Source organism: Thalassotalea sp. SU-HH00458, assembly GCF_040362795.1.
In the GTDB taxonomy this organism is placed as follows: domain Bacteria; phylum Pseudomonadota; class Gammaproteobacteria; order Enterobacterales; family Alteromonadaceae; genus Thalassotalea_H; species Thalassotalea_H castellviae.
The window spans coordinates 38,884-56,325 of record NZ_BAABWW010000002.1 but is presented as its reverse complement, the minus strand read 5'-3'; the positions used below and the strand labels follow the sequence as shown (position 1 = coordinate 56,325).

13 protein-coding genes and 1 pseudogene are annotated in these 17,442 nt (G+C 38.4%); 5 read left to right on the top strand and 9 right to left on the bottom strand.

The window, feature by feature from the left end:
• Positions 1 to 7 precede the first annotated feature (7 nt).
• The 6 genes from ABXH06_RS03225 to hrpB form a co-directional block, all read right to left on the bottom strand.
• Positions 8 to 709, bottom strand: a complete 702-nt coding sequence (locus tag ABXH06_RS03225) for a cytochrome c1 (RefSeq protein ID WP_311584481.1) — start codon at positions 707 to 709, stop codon at positions 8 to 10.
• Complete coding sequence (locus tag ABXH06_RS03220; protein ID WP_311584337.1) at positions 706 to 1,971, bottom strand: cytochrome b; 1,266 nt, start codon at positions 1,969 to 1,971, stop codon at positions 706 to 708. The genes ABXH06_RS03225 and ABXH06_RS03220 overlap by 4 nt, the downstream gene beginning before the upstream one ends.
• Positions 1,971 to 2,561, bottom strand: coding sequence for a ubiquinol-cytochrome c reductase iron-sulfur subunit (gene petA / locus ABXH06_RS03215; RefSeq protein ID WP_311584340.1), 591 nt, complete (start codon positions 2,559 to 2,561; stop codon positions 1,971 to 1,973). The genes ABXH06_RS03220 and petA overlap by 1 nt, the downstream gene beginning before the upstream one ends.
• Positions 2,562 to 2,829: 268 nt before the next feature.
• A complete protein-coding gene (gene mrcB / locus ABXH06_RS03210) occupies positions 2,830 to 5,160 on the bottom strand; it encodes a penicillin-binding protein 1B (RefSeq protein ID WP_353517276.1) in 2,331 nt (776 codons plus the stop codon).
• A gap of 10 nt (positions 5,161 to 5,170) precedes the next feature.
• Entirely contained in the window at positions 5,171 to 6,238 is a 1,068-nt protein-coding gene (locus ABXH06_RS03205; RefSeq protein ID WP_353517275.1) for a CNNM domain-containing protein, read from the bottom strand.
• A 47-nt stretch (positions 6,239 to 6,285) separates the two neighbouring features.
• Positions 6,286 to 8,829 carry an ATP-dependent helicase HrpB gene (hrpB, locus tag ABXH06_RS03200; protein ID WP_353517274.1) on the bottom strand — a complete coding sequence of 848 codons (2,544 nt, stop codon included), beginning with the start codon at positions 8,827 to 8,829 and terminating at the stop codon, positions 6,286 to 6,288.
• Between the two features lie 234 nt (positions 8,830 to 9,063).
• On the opposite strand from hrpB, the gene ABXH06_RS03195 reads away from it, so the two are divergent.
• The 3 genes from ABXH06_RS03195 (at position 9,064) to ABXH06_RS03185 (ending at position 12,083) form a co-directional block, all read left to right on the top strand.
• Complete coding sequence (locus ABXH06_RS03195) at positions 9,064 to 10,875, top strand: choice-of-anchor I family protein (RefSeq protein ID WP_353517273.1); 1,812 nt, start codon at positions 9,064 to 9,066, stop codon at positions 10,873 to 10,875.
• Positions 10,876 to 11,003: 128 nt separating this feature from the next.
• Complete coding sequence (locus tag ABXH06_RS03190; RefSeq protein ID WP_311584353.1) at positions 11,004 to 11,483, top strand: acyl-CoA thioesterase; 480 nt, start codon at positions 11,004 to 11,006, stop codon at positions 11,481 to 11,483.
• 186 nt (positions 11,484 to 11,669) lie between these two features.
• Positions 11,670 to 12,083 (top strand): hypothetical protein, encoded by a 414-nt coding sequence (locus ABXH06_RS03185; protein ID WP_353517272.1) that lies wholly within the window; start codon positions 11,670 to 11,672, stop codon positions 12,081 to 12,083.
• 74 nt (positions 12,084 to 12,157) lie between these two features.
• On the opposite strand, the gene pepB is transcribed toward ABXH06_RS03185, so the two are convergent.
• The 3 genes and pseudogenes from pepB to ABXH06_RS03170 all read right to left on the bottom strand — a co-directional run bounded on the left by pepB (position 12,158) and on the right by ABXH06_RS03170 (position 15,577).
• Positions 12,158 to 13,462: an aminopeptidase PepB gene (pepB, locus tag ABXH06_RS03180; protein ID WP_353517271.1), complete on the bottom strand. Its 1,305-nt coding sequence runs from the start codon at positions 13,460 to 13,462 to the stop codon at positions 12,158 to 12,160.
• A 243-nt stretch (positions 13,463 to 13,705) separates the two neighbouring features.
• Positions 13,706 to 14,083 (bottom strand): hypothetical protein, encoded by a 378-nt coding sequence (locus ABXH06_RS03175; RefSeq protein ID WP_353517270.1) that lies wholly within the window; start codon positions 14,081 to 14,083, stop codon positions 13,706 to 13,708.
• A gap of 312 nt (positions 14,084 to 14,395) precedes the next feature.
• Positions 14,396 to 15,577: pseudogene (locus ABXH06_RS03170) on the bottom strand (metal-dependent hydrolase family protein).
• Between the two features lie 435 nt (positions 15,578 to 16,012).
• Here ABXH06_RS03170 and sfsA point away from each other — a divergent pair.
• The gene (gene sfsA, locus ABXH06_RS03165) at positions 16,013 to 16,720 is read left to right on the top strand and encodes a DNA/RNA nuclease SfsA (RefSeq protein WP_353517269.1); all 708 of its coding nucleotides are present in this window, start codon (positions 16,013 to 16,015) and stop codon (positions 16,718 to 16,720) included.
• Positions 16,721 to 16,979: 259 nt separating this feature from the next.
• The gene (gene dksA / locus ABXH06_RS03160) at positions 16,980 to 17,423 is read left to right on the top strand and encodes an RNA polymerase-binding protein DksA (protein WP_311584371.1); all 444 of its coding nucleotides are present in this window, start codon (positions 16,980 to 16,982) and stop codon (positions 17,421 to 17,423) included.
• Positions 17,424 to 17,442: the final 19 nt, after the last annotated feature.

Genomic DNA, 17,442 nt, shown 5'->3' with positions numbered 1-17,442 from the left:
TTTAAAATTAGTGTACATCTCTCCAATACTCTTTTTTCAGTAAGTAAGAAAGAATAAACAAGATCAATAGGAAACCAATTACCCAGTAACCAAGTGCTTCACGTTCCAGTTTATTTGGCTCACCAACATATTCAAGAAAATTAACAAGGTCACGAACAAAAGCGTCATATTCTTCAGCAGTCATACTACCGCCTTTTGCTGAAGATAACTCACCATGCTCATCTATTGTTCTTACCCCTTGAAGGTCTTGTAATACATGTGGCATACCAACATCTTTGAAGACTTTGTTATTTACACCGAACGGACGGTTACTATCTTCGTAAAACGTACGTAAATAAGTATAAATATAATCAGGACTTCTAAAACGAGCTTCTAAGGTTAAATCTGGTGGCGCAGTACCAAACCATGCTGCAGCTTCTTTTGCTGGCATAGTGTTAGTAATATGATCACCAGGTTTTTCACCGGTTGGCATCCATTTTTCAACACCTTCTTTTTCATCGATTCCTAAATCGGCGAAAGTACGGTTGTATCGTTGATATTGTAACTGGTGACAACCTAAACAATAATTTAAGTATGACTCAAAACCACGTTTTAGTGACTCTTTATCAGATAAATCGTTATTTGCTTTGTCCAAAGCCATGCTAGGACCAGCAGCAGAAGCCATCAAAGGAACTAAAGCTAAAATTGTAATAAGTAACTTTTTCATTATCCTGAAACCCTCTCTGGTACTGGCTTAGTTTTTTCATTTTTACTGTAGAACCAAAGTGCTACGAAAAATCCAAAATATCCAAAAGTGGCAATTCGACCGATTAAATTAGCTAAATCAGTTGCCGGCATAGTACCTAAAATACCTAACACGATAAAACAAATAGCAAACTGAGTTAGGTTTAAGAAATGTACTTTACTACGATACTTAAGTGCTTTAACGGCACCACGATCAAACCATGGTAAGGCGAATAACATACCGATCGCTGCGAACATGGTGATCATCCCTAGTAATTTGTCAGGAATAACACGTAAAATGGTAAAGAAAGGTCCAAAATACCATACTGGAACAATATGCTCTGGCGTTTTCAAACCATTTGCAGGTTCAAAGTTTGGCGCCTCAATAAAGTAACCACCACCTTCTGGAGCAAAGAACATCACCCAACAGAATAATATTAAGAAACCAACCACACCCATAATATCTTTAACCGAATAGTATGGATGGAACGGTATCGCGTCGACAATATCGTATTTATCAGAATAATGTTTATGGAATTTAAACTTACTAAGTTCTTCCGGTTTAACACTACCTTTAGGTTTCTTAATATCAGTCCCTTCAGGGTTATTAGAACCCACTTCATGTAAGGCTAAAATATGTAAGAAAACTAACACAACCAATACCAGTGGAAGCGCAACTACATGTAATGCAAAGAAACGGTTAAGTGTGGCACCAGAGATTACATAGTCACCTTTGATCCATATCGTTAATTCTTCACCAATGACAGGGATAGCACCAAAGAGCGATATAATGACTTGTGCTCCCCAATAACTCATATTACCCCAAGGTAATAAGTAACCCATAAAGGCTTCAGCCATCAATACTAAGAAGATTAACATGCCAAAAATCCACAATAATTCACGTGGTTTTTGATAAGAACCATACATCATGCCGCGGAACATATGCATATATACAACAATAAAGAATGCCGAAGCCCCTGTTGAATGCATATAACGTAACAACCAACCGTAATCAACATCACGCATGATGTATTCGATTGATGCAAAAGCGCCTTCGCCTGAAGGCTCATAGTTCATGGTTAACCAAATACCCGTTAAAATTTGGTTGACTAAAACCAACATGGCTAACGAGCCAAAGAAATACCAAAAGTTAAAGTTTTTAGGTGCTGGATATTGTGCTAAATGCTTATTCCAACAATCTGTTACGGGTAAACGCTTGTCAATCCAAGCCATAAAATTTGCAAACATTACGCTTCTCCTTGACCAACACCAATTAAGACGGTGGTTTCAGTTGGGAATGAATGCTCTGGCACTACTAAGTTAGTAGGAGCAGGAACACCTTGGAATACACGACCAGCCATATCAAATTTTGAACCATGACATGGGCAGAAGAAACCGTCTTTAACACCTTCAACTTGTTCTTCAAAAGTACCTTGATGATATGTTGGAGCACAACCCAAGTGAGTACATACACCTAGCGCCACCATATATTCAGGTTTGATAGAACGGTATGCATTGGCTGCATATTCAGGCTGTTGAGGTTCCGCAGATTGTGGATCACGTAATTGATCTTCGTGATTGGCTAAAGCGTTTAACGTTTCTTCCGTACGACGTATCACATAGACGGGTTTACCGCGCCATTCAGCACGAATTAATTGACCAGGCTGTAATTTACCTACATTGATTTCTACGGGAGCCCCGGCAGCTTTCGCACGCGCACTTGGGTTCCAAGATCCAATGAAAGGCACTGCCACACCGACAACACCAACACCACCAACTACCGAAGTAGCAGCAGTTAAAAAGCGTCGACGGCCGTTATTCACGGGCGTATTGCTCATCCAACATCTCCAATTATTATTTTATTTAAACATGTTCGTTGTTTACGAAAACTAAATCAGTGCCACACACACACCGGTTCTTTTTTGTTCAAATGAAACTAACGACAAAAAATTTTTCTGATCATAAAGAAAACCCCTATTTTTTACAAGGTAAATAAGGCAGTTACCTCAGCAAAAATCTATTTATTTTGAAAGCTCATGCAAACTCAACATGACAGATGCAAATGATTATTATTTATTATAATAAATAATCGCATGGCGGGTTATTTTACCCGCCAAATAGTTTTTCAAACCACGAAGGCTCTTTAGTTTGTTCTGTTTTATGCTGCTTGCATGAATCGCTTAATTTTAAGCCTTCGTAAATAGCGGGATAGAGAATGGCATTGTTACACGCAACTTCTAAGGCGTGCCCAGTTGCTTGGTCAAATGCTACAAGTTTGACACCTGTTGGCTGTGCTATTTGTTTGTTCACGACACCAATTTGCTGTAAATATTCGGCAAATAAGGTCAGTGCACCACTACTGCCAGTAAAATCAGTCGCTTTATTGTCATCTCGTCCTAACCATGTTGTGACCATATGTTTTGCATCATAACCAACAAACCAACTATCACGTTGATCATTAGTCGTTCCGGTTTTACCGGCGACTACTTTATTTTTTAATCGCCAACTGAGCGATCTTGCGGTGCCCTGTTGTGTGACTTGCGTTAACATAAAATCGGTTAAATAACTCGCTTGTACAGAAAAATATGGAGTAGATTCAACCACATGTTGAAAGAGCGTTTCACCCTGCGCTGAAATGACTGACTCAACTACATGGCTTTGCACATGCTCACCTTGATTAGCGATAGGCAAATATAGCTGATTTACTTGATAAGGCGACATATTAATCGACCCAAGTAATAACGAAGGTCTTAAAGTAATATCATCGCTATACCCTAATAAATGAATAATATCAGCGACATTATCTAAACCTAATGCCATCCCCAAATTAATCGTAGGTATATTTAATGATTTAACTAAACTTGTAAAAATAGAGACTTTGCCACGATACTCTCCATCATAATTTTTAGGTCGCCAGACTTCACCGTCGTTTAAATCAAAACTTAATGCTTTATCATCGAGTAATGTGCCTAACTGATATTGTTGATAACGCTCTAATGCGGCAAGATAAATAGCGGGTTTAATTAAAGAGCCAATCGGTCGCTTAGCATTTAATGCACGATTAAATCCAGCGTAGCCACTTTTTTTATCCCCAACGAGTGCTTTAATTTCACCGCTTTTAATATCGGTTAATATCATAGCGACTTGCAGATCGTGTTCATTTTTCTTCGCTAGTTCAATCAATTGTTTATTAACTGTTTTTTCTAAAGCGATTTGTTCAGACACTGAAAAGGTGGTAAAAACTCGTATGCCCGATTGTTGTAAAGCTGGTGAAAGCAACTCAGATAATTCTTTTTTAACTAATTGCAAATAAGCGGGAAATTTCTGTTTTTTGGGTGCCAATCGACGTGACGTTCTAATTTCAAGAGGTGTTTCTAACGCTAATAAGTAATCCTCTTTCGACATATATTCTTCTTTAAACATCAACTTCAGCACTAAATCTCGTCGTTTTTTAGTGCGCTCAGGATAGCGCCAAGGATCATAATAACTCGGTCCTTTTATCACCCCTATTAACGTCGCCATTTGTGCATTGCTAAGTTGCGCGATATTTTCGCCAAAATAAAATTCTGCAGCCAAACCAAAGCCATATATACCATTGGCAAAATGCTGTCCTAAGTAAACTTCATTTATATAAGCTTCGAGTAATTGATCTTTACTGTATCGATACTCTAACAACAGCGACATGATAGCTTCATTCACTTTTCGCCACAGTGTTTTATCGCGCGTTAGATACATATTCTTGACTAATTGCTGCGTTAAAGTACTCCCCCCTTGCACGGTTCTTCCCGCTTTTAAATTATTATAAAGTGCTCGTAAAATACCCAGCGGGGAAATACCAGCATGAAAATAAAAGTCTCTGTCTTCAACAATTAACAAAGTATCGAGTAGTTTTTCGGGAACCGATTGCAAAGGGATCAACACGCGATCTTCTTTATTTTCGGGGATGATTCGCCCCATTAAATAAGGTTCAATTTCAACATAATTAGTAGTTTGATTATCAAGATATAATTGACTTACTTCTTGAATTTGACCTTTTAATTTGACATCGATAGTGACGATATCAGGCGCTTCAACACCTGCGCCAAAGTCAAAAGCACGACGATATATAATGATGCGTTTTTTAGAAATGGCAAAATCGCCCGGCTTTTTAACCGCATTAGTATGTCGATATCCCGTAAGTAACAAGTTATCTTTCAAGCGAGTTAAATTAATTTCATCGCCTAAGTGAAAACGTTCGACCTTGCCAAACACTTGTACCGGAACTTGCCAGCGTTGTCCTTCAAACTTTTCAACCACTTTCGCATCAAGATACAAGGTATAAAATGCTAATAAAATGAGTAAAATGAAGGTAAGTTTTGCGGACAATACAAGCGCCCACTTTAATTTAGACGCTTGTTTTTTATTACCTTCTGTAGGCGTTTTCTGTTTTTCTGACACCAATGCCTCGTTATTCTTTTTCTGATGAATGCTCTTCAGACACTTTTACATTATTAGATTTTAAACGTTGTCGAAATTGTGCTTTCGCTAACTTCTGCATATCAACGACTTGATCACTTTCATCGACGATTTCACGCCCAAGTAAGGTTTCTATTGCATCTTCAAGTGTCACTAGACCAGCGGTTTGACCAAATTGGTCTTCAACAAGAAAAATATGATCATTACGTTTAATAAAAATATCGAGTAACAATAATACGGGTAAGTTTTCTGACACCCGATGGATTGGCAACATAATTGATTGTATAGGTTGCTCTCCCTTTCCTTGCAATTCTATTTGAAATAAATGGGCTTTTAATACCACACCAACAATATTATCAACCGTTTGGTCAAAAACAGGAATACGGGTAAAATTTGCGGTTTTCTCAGCAGCCAAAGCATCAGTCACAGACGTTTGTTGATCAAGCGCATGTACAACACTTCGAGGCGTTAAAATATTGATAACTTTCATTTCTCGCAAAGTTAAAATATTTTCAACCAACTGATTTTCTTGATGATATAAAGAGCCATCTTTATGCCCTAACGCAGCGAAAGCTCTGATTTCATCACGACTCACAACATCCGATTTACCGTTATTAAATAACCGAGTTACCAAAGATGAGAACCATACCAACGGATAAACAACTTTCACTAAAAAGCTGATGATATAGGCAGAAGGAATCGCTAATTTACGCCAGAACTTAGCGCCAATGGTTTTTGGAATGATTTCTGATAGATATAAAATGGCTAACGTTAGTAAGAATGCAATTAAGGTTTCTTTTTCTTCGCCAAACACTCTTATCGCTTGTGCACCTACCCCAGCAGCCCCCATAGTGTGAGCAAAAGTGTTTAAAATCAAAATACTTGAAATAGACTTATCAATATTTTTTTTAACCGTTTTGAGCACCTTGCCACCTAACGGTCGTTGTTTTAGCGTTTTTTCAACAAAACTCGGCGTAACCGATAATAAAACCGCTTCTAGAATGGAACATAAAAATGAAACACCAATGGCAATCGCTAAATAGGTGATAAGTAAAGTCATAAAATTTTAATACGTTAAATAAGCTAAAAAAACCATTGTAAACCACGTTAAGGCGCTTTCATATGCCTTTTGGTTTTGTTTGTTGGTTGAGCACTAGCAGGATCATCAGGCCAGTAATGCTTCGGGTATTGAGCCTTCATGTCTTTTTGTACTGCTTTATAACTCCCTTGCCAAAAGCCTGCTAAATCAGCAGTCACTTGAATAGGCCTTTGTGCAGGAGAAAGCAGTTCAAAAGTTAAATTTACCTTAGCACTGTTTCCGCCAACCGTTGGCGTTATTTTTAAACCATAAACTTCTTGCATTGGTAAAGAAACAATTGGCGCTTGTTCAAGGCTATAACGGATGGCACATTTTCTTCCCGTTGGACCCACGTAATAACTCGGAGCATAGGTATTCAATTGTTGTTGCTGTTGATAATCAAGCAAAGTTAATAGCATTTCTGAGACATTCAACTTTGCAATTTGAGCACGATGGGTTATATCGCTAATGAAAGGTTGTAACCATAACGACGACCTTTCAATAAGTGAACGCTCACTTACGTCAGGAAGTTTCAATTCACTAAACGTTAAGTTAAGCCATTGCCATCGTAACCATAAGTTTTTATCTTCAGATTGCCAGTTTAATAAAGACAGGCCATTTTTGCGTAATTGCGCTTGCCATAAAGCAAAAATTTTTTCTCCACTAATTAGCGATTTATCTGGTTTTTCTTTAAGAAGAATGGCACCTATTTTCTGCTGATTCACCGCCAAAATTCGTCCTGACTTTTCATCAAACGTAAGATGTTCGTGCATGCTAGTTTTTACCAAAGACCAGGCTAGAAGCTGTTCAATATCAACAATAGCAGCAATACGTAATTGCAGTTGCTGCTGAAACTGAGTGACATGGGCAGCCACTAAATACTCTTCGTTGTTTAACGCATCAGCAAATGCTAATTTAATGCCTTTACCATTACTGGCTAAGTAATCCCCCTGATCATTTCTTCTTTTTAATAACCTTTCTGGGTACGCTAAATAAACCAGTAAACCTAGATTATCAAGCGGTAACTTTTCTATTTGCTGCGAATTGCCTAATTCAATTGATATGTTTTCAGCGAGTTTATTGGCTTGTCGCATTATTTGCCGCGCTTTATAATTTTGAGTTTTTGAAAGAATAAAACGTACCCGTTGCACAATATCGCTATTGTCGCGCGCTTGCTCAATTGAAAAAACATCTCGCTCTTCTAATAATGCCGCTAAGATACAAGCGAGATAAGCCAGTCCTTGACAGTGATATTTTTTTTCAAGCGACTTTGCTTGAATAATCATATGCGCAAACCGTGCATGACAGGATAAGTTAACAACTTGTTGTCCATGACGGGTTAACTGCCTTTTGTCGTCGACAACGTCAATATTTTTTAATGTTTGCCAAGCTTGCTCCTCCATTATTTCATTGGGAAGATCTAAAAATGGCATGTCTTTTAAACGGCTGACTTGCCAACGTGCGGCTTCAATCACAACAGGCAAAATATCCGCTTGATGAATAGCGAGACCATTTTGCATTGCTCGTCGATGAAACTCTTCTTCATCAAATAATCGAATACAGTGACCCGACGATAATCGTCCTGCCCTGCCCATTCGTTGTATCGCAGAAGATTTAGCGATATTTCGCTGTGTTAATTTATTGGTTAACGTGCTTTCATCATAAAGGGCTACTTTTTCAAGACCAGAGTCGATAACAATATTAATGCCTTCAATGGTTAAGCTTGTTTCAGCTATATTAGTGGTGAGGACAATTTTCCTAACATTGGCTTGGCATGGTTTAATCGCTTGTTGTTGTTCAACAAGGCTAAGGTCACCATAAAGCGGACAAATGATTAACGTATCATTCGCTCTCTTATTTAATGCCGAAGCAAGGTAACGGATATCGCCGCTACCTGGCAAAAAAACTAACATTGAGCCATCATGCATTTTCAGTGTTTGCAAGATCACTGCAAGTATTTGTTCTCGCCAAGGCTGATTATTTTTAATTGGCTGATATTCAAGAGTAACGGGAAAACTGCGACCTTGGGTATGTAAACAGACGGCATCAGGTAAAGCATTTGCTAATTCATCACTAGCTAACGTTGCTGACATTAACAATAAAGTTAAATCTTCTCGTAACCCCTGTTGAATATCGCGAGCTAGAGCAAATGCTAGATCCGCTTGCAATGAACGCTCATGAAATTCATCAAAGATCACTAATGACGTATTGGTTAATTCAGGATCCGCTTGCATAATTTGCACGAAGACGCCTTCGGTGATCACTTCTAAACGAGTATAATCAGACACCTTACTTTCATTACGGAGCCGATAACCGACACGTTTTCCAACGGTTTCTCCTAATTGACTAGCTAAATAGGTCGCAATATTTTTTGCCGCAACACGCCTTGGTTGTAGTAAATAGATTTTACGTTGTGACAACTCCGGCAATTCAGATTGCTCTGCTAATAACCATAACGGTAGTCGAGTGGACTTACCCGCTCCAGGTTCGGCGGATAAAATCAATGTGCGATGTAATTTCAAACTACTCAGAAATTTAGCTTTGAGGTTATCAATAGGTAAAGGCGTTGGCATGTAAATTTACTTTATCTGTTTCATACTTTTATTTTAAGGGCTTATAGCAGAAGTTCCATACATTTAACGAGACAGTAATGTCGTTCTACTTATTTAAACGGTGTATTAACGCATAACGAAATGACTAATTGTTGTCATCGATACGTCACTATACTGTCATCTCTGCGCAAAATTTTTGTCACAAACATGCCATAAAGTATTGAAAAATAATTCGACTCACTTAATGGTAAAATAATGATAACACTTAAAAATATATCTTTAGCAGGTTTATTACTTGTGTCTCTCACTGCTTGTGATGGTGATGATGGCAAAGACGGTGCAACTGGTTCAACAGGTTTAACCGGCGAACAGGGAACGCAAGGCGAACAAGGGGTTGCTGGCGAAGACGGTAAAAACGCCACGAACTCTTTAACGTCGTCACTTGTGGCTCGTGCCGTATTAAATGTTGAGTCACCTGAAGGTGCCGCTGAAATAGTACAATATCAACAATCAACTGGTTGGATTTACGCCATTAATAGTTCAGGGGAGAAAGCCACGGTTGATGTCTTAGACTTAAACAATATTGACCCTGCGGCTTTGACCAAAGACAGTGAAGGTGTCGTTACTAACACAAATATGACGTCAGTCATGCAATTAGATTTATCAGTTAACACTGCGGGTGATGCTAATAGTGTCGCTATCTCAAATACCCTAAATATGATGGCTGTTGCGATGGCGGCTGAAGAAACAGGCGATTTAGGCTTTATCGCCTTTTATGATATTTCTGGTGCAACACCAAGCTTTATCAAAAATGTACAAGTGGGTCATCTACCCGATATGGTAACATTTTCAAAAGATGGTACTAAAGTAGTTGTTGCCAATGAAGGTGAGCCAAGTGGCGATTATACGATAGATCCTGAAGGTAGCATCTCTATAATCGATATTAACGATGGTGTTATTTCAGATACGGCAATAAACCTTGATTTTACTGCATTTAATGATAAAAAAGCGGAACTTATTTCACAAGGCGTTATGTTCGCTAATCCCTCAGGTAGAACAATCAATGGCCAATTAATTAATACTACCGTTGCGATGGATCTTGAGCCTGAATACGTGGCTATTTCATCAGACAGCCAAACAGCATTTGTTTCAATTCAAGAAAATAACGCAATCGCAATTGTTAATTTAGCCACCAATACATTAGAAGAAGTAAAAGGCTTAGGGTTTAAGGACTGGTCTAATTATCAAATAGATGCATCAGATAAAGATGGTGGTATCAATTTCAAAACCTATCAAAATTTATATGGCATGTATCAACCAGACACTATTGCAACGTTCACATGGCAAGATGCGAATTTTATTATCAGTGCTAATGAAGGAGATGGCCGAGAATATTTCTTTGACGCAAGCTCTGAAGCTGATTGTACTGCAAAAGGCGGCCTTGATTATGATGAAGATAACGGTTGTCTTGCCTATATCGATGAAAGCCGCGTTGAAGATTTACCTTTAGATCCTATTGCTTTTTCACAGGTAAATAATGACGACGATGATATTGGTAGACTAAAAGTCTCTATGGTCAAAGGGGATATCGATGGCGATGGTGATTATGACCAACTATACACGTACGGTGCGCGCTCGTTTTCAATTTGGGATCAAAATGGCAATATCGTTTTTGATTCAGGTGATGACGTTGGCAAAATAACCGCGGCCATTCACGGACAAGCTTTTAATAACGACGAAGATACTAACGAAGGAGATACTCGTTCTGATGCAAAAGGTGCTGAGCCTGAAGCGCTTACCATTGGAAAAATTGGTGAAAATACCTATGCGTTTATTGGTTTAGAAAGAATGTCAGGTATCATGATTTACGACATTACTAACCCATTTAACGTAAGCTTTGTTGATTATTTTATCAACCGAGGAACGACTGAAGAAGCAGAAATTACTGGCGATTTAGCCCCAGAAGGCATGTCTTTTATTCCTGCCACGGCGACATCAAATGCTATGTTAATTGTTGGTAATGAAATCTCAGGCTCAGTAAGTGTGTGGGAAATAAGCCAACCATAAGCGCGTTAAACAATCAAAATCAACAATCAAGGCTTCATTTATTGAAGCCTTTTTATTTTCCTACCTATTAAATTAGCTAACCTTTTGATTTTTACTATAATCAAGCAAAACCCCTCTAAGGTTAAACCATGAAAAATAGTAATATTGTTGAGTTTAGATTTCTTGCGGAGCCAACCGATGTAAATTTTGGTGGAAAAGTGCACGGTGGCATGGTGATGAAATGGATTGATCAAGCATCATATGCTTGCGCAGCTCAATGGAGTAAACGCTATTGTGTGACTATTTCTGCAAATGGTATTCGGTTTATTCGCCCTATTTTAGTTGGTCAAATGATCACTGTGACTGCACGTATCGTACATACGGGTAAAACAAGCATGCACATATATGTAGTGGTTCGGGCTGGCTACCCAAAAGAAGACAACATTATTATTACCAATCGTTGTTTTATCACCTTTTTAGCAACAGACGAAACGGGTTACCCCGTAAAAGTGGATCCCTATATTCCAGAAACTGAGGAAGATAAGTTATTAGAAGAAGCCGCTATCGAAGCAAAACATTTTGCTAAAACGTTAGATAGCGATTTTGAAGAAAAACTTGGTTGGAAGTAACCGCAGATATTATTTCCCCTTGTAAAATCCAGTTTAAAACGACCTGCTATTCTTGCTCGATAGTACAAAAATAACTCCCTGATTATTAAGCGTTTAAAAATTTGCTTCTTTTGATAAATCTGCTTACTTGGCAGGCACTGAAAAAATTGCTATCTGTATTATCCCTAAAACGGCAGGAGATAACACATGCAATTTGCAGAACATGGCAATTACACTATACAACCACAAGATAACATTTTAGTCGTAGATGCCCATGGCCCCTTCAATGAACTAACTGCCGATCTTTACATTCAAGACATGTACGATGCATGTGAAAAATTTTCAGGAAAAACATGGGGATTATTAGTGACTTTTTATGGAAATAGCGTGTTCTCACCAGAAGCAGAACAAGCCTTAATTGAAGTCACAAAATATCGAATGAAAAAAGGCATGATCGCCAATGCTACCGTGATTTTAGAAAGTAGCTCTGCCGACCTGCAACAAATGCAATTACGTCGAATATACCAAGGCTGCAATCTCACTTTTCATGTCTTTAGTGATATTTATAGTGCCCGTAATTGGTTAGAAAGCTTTGTTGTCGAACAATCAAGTGCCATGTAAAAACAAGGTTGAAGATGATAAATAAACTAAAAAGAGCGCGATTTGCGCTCTTTTTTGTTAATAATGAGTATCGCTTATTTAGATGGCTCACTCGTTAGTAAGTTCGCTATTGTCGCAATACCTAACCCTGTGGCTCCTGCTGCCCATAGCCCATTACTGTTACCGTTATAAGCCGCTGATAAATCAAAGTGTAGCCAACCCTTTCCGTCATTGGGGACAAAACGCGATAAAAAACCTGCGGCATTACTTGCCCCTCCTGGGCCACCGCCAGGAATAGGTCGACTATTTGCCGTATCAGCAAATTCTGACGGACATTTTTCTTGATGCCAAATCTCTAAAGGTAGTTGCCATAAAGGTTCGTTTACCGCTTTTGCAGTAAGCTTAGCTTGCTCAGCTAACTTTTGGTCGAGTGAAAACAAGGCTGAATAATCGCCTCCTGTTGCCATGACTGATGCACCGGTCAAGGTTGCTGCATCAATGATCATTGCAGGCTCACTTTCTGCCGCTAATAATAGTCCATCGGCTAAAACAATACGGCCTTCGGCGTCCGTATTAGCGACTTCACAAGTCACCCCATTTTTATAGGTTAAAATATCACTCAGCTTATAGGCATGACTGGAGATCATATTTTCCGCACAACATAAAATTAGCTTAACGCGTTGATTCAGTCCTTGACGAATCGCTAGAGCCAATGCTCCAGCAACAACCGCCGCACCACCCATATCTGCTTTCATATTAAACATGCCTGCATTCGATTTGATGCTGTAACCACCGCTATCAAAGGTAATGCCTTTGCCGACTAAACAAGTTGAAACAGGTGTCTTCTCATCTTTACTCGGATTAAAATCTAATTCAAGCAAACAAGGCGGATGAATACTCCCTTTACCTACGTTATAAATACCAACCCAACCCTCTTTTTCTAATGCTTCTCCTGCTATCACCTTAGCGGTAACCTTATCAGGAGCTTGTGCCGTGATATAATCAATAGCCGATTTCGCCAAGCTTTCAGGAGGTAATTGCGTTGGCGTTTGGTTAGTTAAATCTCGTGCCCATCCAAAAACAGCCAATTTGTTATTTAAAGAATCAACACATGATTTTTCACCGGTAAACTCAACCGATGTTAATTTTTCAGCACAGGTAAAGCCTAAAGCAAATGCCCATTGCGTATCTTCCCTCCATAACTCACCAACCAAGGTAGCAGTGTCTACGCCCATTTTTTCGATACTACGCGCAGCTTTTTGAATGCTTTGTAAAGGAAATTTATCGGATACGGGAAGATAAATATAAACTTTACCTTCGTGAATTTGAACTAACTTTTCACGCTGCCAATCGGCAAGTATCGGTTGATTAATTAGTGATATCTGACACGTTGAATTCATAACTATAATTTCTCTCAATTAGGCTTTAGCTAATTCTACACTACTGAGAATTTTTTTAATCAAACAATTCAAGTTGCAAATAATAAAGGATAAAAAACGCAATATCGGTGGGTCATTAGATTTAGCCTAAGATGGCCAAACTTTTCAATTGACGCTGCTCAATAAACTAAAAGCGATAAGTAACACTTTTGAGAGGAAGCGAACCTTGAAGGCGGTATAGTAATTAGTTCAGTTTGAATTTATTTAAAGGTAAAACTCGTTCTCAACGAGCAATTTTTCTGCGTCTTCTCTGTGGTTAAATTTATGTAAAGGAACACCTGCATTATCAATATGATGCTGTATGTGTTTTCCTTGGTCTATATCATCTACTAGCCAACATTCTATTTGCTGGTTTTTTCTCGCTAACTGGATTATTCGATTGTGTTTGAAATTAATCACTTCCTCAGAAACTCGCCAACCGCGAAGATCAGCAAATAAAGCCCATCGATCATTTCTTACCCGAGAGATAGTTTCATCGAGTAGTGTTAAATAACCAATGTCAGCGTGTATATTCCAGTCGCCTGAAATTTTCGCCACAACGATATTATTTTTTAGCTCTACTGTGTATGTTGGTTGAGTCATATAAAGGTATCAATTTAAGACTGTGTCGAATGCCAAAATGTTATTCCGACAGCCTGTTTAACTTACTTTCAGTTTATTTCAAAAAGATGTAAATTTTGTATAAAATACCTTTTGCTCACTCTTAATACAAGATCATAAAGCATTTACTAAAATATAAAAATAAAACTTCTGCAGATGGCTAAGAGGCATGAGTTCAAAGCTGACTTTGAACTCAATTTAATGGCGTTTAGACGATTTAATTGACCGAGTATGATGTCATTAATAACGTTAAAATGAGCCTAAAACGCTACTTTCCTTCAATGAAAGTCCACTTTATTGTTTATAAACTACGCCTTGTTTCATCACGAATGTCACACTCTTCATCGCGCTAATATTCTCAAGAGGATTGCTCTGAACGGCGATAATATCGGCTCGCTTTCCTGACCCAAGCTCACCTCTGTCCTCCACACCTAATAGATCAGCAGCAAAAATTGTTGCCATACGCAGTGCATCTGCCGCTGTAATACCATGACGTATTAAAGACTCGAACTCGAGTGCAGTATTTACATGCGGAAAAACGCCATTATCTGAACCAAAAGCCATCTTAACCCCGCCTTTATAGGCAAGTGTTAAGCTATTTACTACTAGAGGTTTGAGATAGTTACTTTTGGCTACTGTTGCCGCAGGGGTTTCAGGAGGTAACTCAAATTCATTTAGATAAGTTTGAGGGACCAAATATGTGCCTCGCTCTTTCATAAGTTTGATTGATTTTTCAGTCAAAATAGAGCCATGCTCGATTGAATCGACGCCAGCGATAACGGCTGCATTTATACCTTTGGTTCCATGTGCGTGAGCGGCGACTTTCAACCCTAATTTATGTGCCTCTCGAACGATGACTTTCAATTCATCCAAGGTATATTGCTGTGCACCAATCTCGGCATTTTGTGAAAATGAAAAAACTCCGCCAGTGGCACAAACCTTTATTACTTTGACGCCATATTTAGCTTAATATCGAACAGCTTTCATGACTTCAACAACGCCATCTGCTATCCCAGATTTTGGCCCTAATTCGGCAATGCCTGGCGCATAACCTGTCCAATCACAATGTCCGCCCGTCATTGAAATAGCGTGTCCAGCCGGCCAAATATCAGGACCGTCGACATATCCCGCATTTATCGCTTTCATTAATGCCACATCAGGAAAACCAGGTTGAGCCCCTAAATCACGAATGGTTGTAAAGCCAGCATCAAGCACATCGCGAGAAAATTTAACGCCCTGTAATGCCCAATCAGCAGCTGTTTGTTTTGCTATTGCGGTAGTCCAGTCATCACCCGTAAAATAATCACTGGTAATATGCGTGTGCGTATCAATTAGACCGGGCAATAATATTTGACTACTCAAATCTATTATCGCTAGATTTTTAGGGAGAACGTCTGGGTTGATAGATTCTATGTTGCCATTTTTAATGATTAATGTTGCGGGAGACACTATTTTGGCATTTCGTACATCTAACATGCCTTTAGCTTTTATAATTAAACTTGAGGGGGAAACTAACTCAGTAGCATTAGTACTCCATGAAAAGCATGGTAGCAACATTATATAGAGGATAAAAAGAGCGCTGCTTTTTAAATTTTCTTTCGTTAATCCAAACATGTATCTTCCCTATTTTTATTTTATTCAGCCACTTAAAGAGACTAGTCTATCTTGAAAACTTTACCTAGTTTTACATATTTAAGCCTAGAGGTTGTTTACGTAAGTGACAACTATATAAGCAATTTAACACTTATAAAAAACATCTATAACCGCTTTCTTTGCTTTAGTGATACAGCAGACTACTGGCTTTGATAAATTTATCGCTATTTCAAACTCACCTTGCGAAAAAGAAAGTAATTCGCGATTTAACTTGTCTTAACGTAACATAATAAAAAATCAACTCGCTTACTTTAAATCATGCAAATTCATGCTCAAAAAGCTACGTTAATTAAACGTTATAAACGCTTTCTCGCGGATGTATCGCTTGAAGACGGTACAGAAACAACCATTCATGTGGCAAACACAGGCGCTATGACCGGTTGTGCCACTTCTGGTGATACGGTTTATTATAGTGTTTCAGAGAATAAAAAACGTAAATACCCCTTTAGTTGGGAGTTATCTCAAACAAAGGAACAACATTGGATTTGTGTTAATACCATTCGAGCAAATCAGCTCGTGGAAGAAGCATTAATTAATCAAAAAATTAGCGAATTTAAAAATTTCACGGATTTAAAACGTGAAGTAAAATATGGCAATGAAGCTAGTAAAGTTGATTTTCACCTCATTGACGAACAAGGCAAAGCAACCTTTATTGAAGTCAAAAGCGTCACCTTGCTCGAAAAACAGCAAGGATACTTCCCTGATGCTAAAACTGAACGAGGCCAAAAACATTTACGTGAATTAATTGAAGTTGTTGAGCAGGGCAATCGTGCAGTTTTATTTTTTGCCGTGCTTCATTCAGGTATAAGTTCCGTAAAAGCGGCAGCCCATATAGATGAAAAATATGCTCATCTTTTGCAGTTAGCAAGACAAAAAGGCGTTGAAGTTATCGCTTATCAAGCCCATTTTGACAATAAGCTCGAAGGCATCAATATAACGCTTGAAAACCCTTTAAGCGTGAAATAATCTCAGTAAAACATTGACGCGGTATAGCAAAACTTGATAAAAAAGTGGGCTTGCGGGTAAGGTAGACATCAATACAGGATAAGCCTATCAGCTAACCCTTTGATTTAATTTGATTAATATTTATTTTTAATTTTTTCTTGAATTTTAAACACCGCAACACAATATAGTTCTGATAATTAAGATCTATTATAATTGGCACATGCAATCAAATAATAGAATTTACGCGTTATTTGATGTACGCAGCATTAGGAGAATAAGCATGCCAAACAACAAAAAAGCATTAGGCATATTAGCTTTAGCAGGTGTAGAACCTTACGTAGAAAAAGCTGGTGAAGAATACATGAACGCTGAGCAATCAGAGCATTTTAAGAAAATTCTTGATGCTTGGCGTGTACAACTTCGTGAAGAAGTTGACCGTACGGTGACTCATATGCAAGACGAGGCAGCAAATTTCCCAGACCCCGTTGATCGTGCTGCACAAGAAGAAGAGTTCAGCCTTGAATTACGTACTCGAGATCGGGAACGTAAACTTATCAAGAAAATTGAAAAAACTTTACAGTTAATCGAAGAAGATGATTTTGGTTTTTGTAAAACTTGCGGTATCGAAATCGGTATTCGCCGTTTAGAAGCAAGACCAACAGCAGATTTATGTATTGAATGTAAAACCTTAGCTGAAATTAAAGAACGTCAGTTAGCTGGTTAACCATCATTATAGATGACGG

What these genes read in the sequence shown, in the direction of transcription:
- ABXH06_RS03220 (WP_311584337.1), bottom strand. Translation starts at nt 1,971, where the DNA reads ATGTTTGCAAATTTTATGGCTTGGATTGACAAGCGTTTACCCGTAACA.
- petA (WP_311584340.1), bottom strand. Translation starts at nt 2,561, where the DNA reads ATGAGCAATACGCCCGTGAATAACGGCCGTCGACGCTTTTTAACTGCT.
- ABXH06_RS03205 (WP_353517275.1), bottom strand. Translation starts at nt 6,238, where the DNA reads ATGACTTTACTTATCACCTATTTAGCGATTGCCATTGGTGTTTCATTT.
- hrpB (WP_353517274.1), bottom strand. Translation starts at nt 8,829, where the DNA reads ATGCCAACGCCTTTACCTATTGATAACCTCAAAGCTAAATTTCTGAGT.
- ABXH06_RS03195 (WP_353517273.1), top strand. Translation starts at nt 9,064, where the DNA reads ATGATAACACTTAAAAATATATCTTTAGCAGGTTTATTACTTGTGTCT.
- ABXH06_RS03190 (WP_311584353.1), top strand. Translation starts at nt 11,004, where the DNA reads ATGAAAAATAGTAATATTGTTGAGTTTAGATTTCTTGCGGAGCCAACC.
- ABXH06_RS03185 (WP_353517272.1), top strand. Translation starts at nt 11,670, where the DNA reads ATGCAATTTGCAGAACATGGCAATTACACTATACAACCACAAGATAAC.
- pepB (WP_353517271.1), bottom strand. Translation starts at nt 13,462, where the DNA reads ATGAATTCAACGTGTCAGATATCACTAATTAATCAACCGATACTTGCC.
- ABXH06_RS03175 (WP_353517270.1), bottom strand. Translation starts at nt 14,083, where the DNA reads ATGACTCAACCAACATACACAGTAGAGCTAAAAAATAATATCGTTGTG.
- sfsA (WP_353517269.1), top strand. Translation starts at nt 16,013, where the DNA reads ATGCAAATTCATGCTCAAAAAGCTACGTTAATTAAACGTTATAAACGC.
- dksA (WP_311584371.1), top strand. Translation starts at nt 16,980, where the DNA reads ATGCCAAACAACAAAAAAGCATTAGGCATATTAGCTTTAGCAGGTGTA.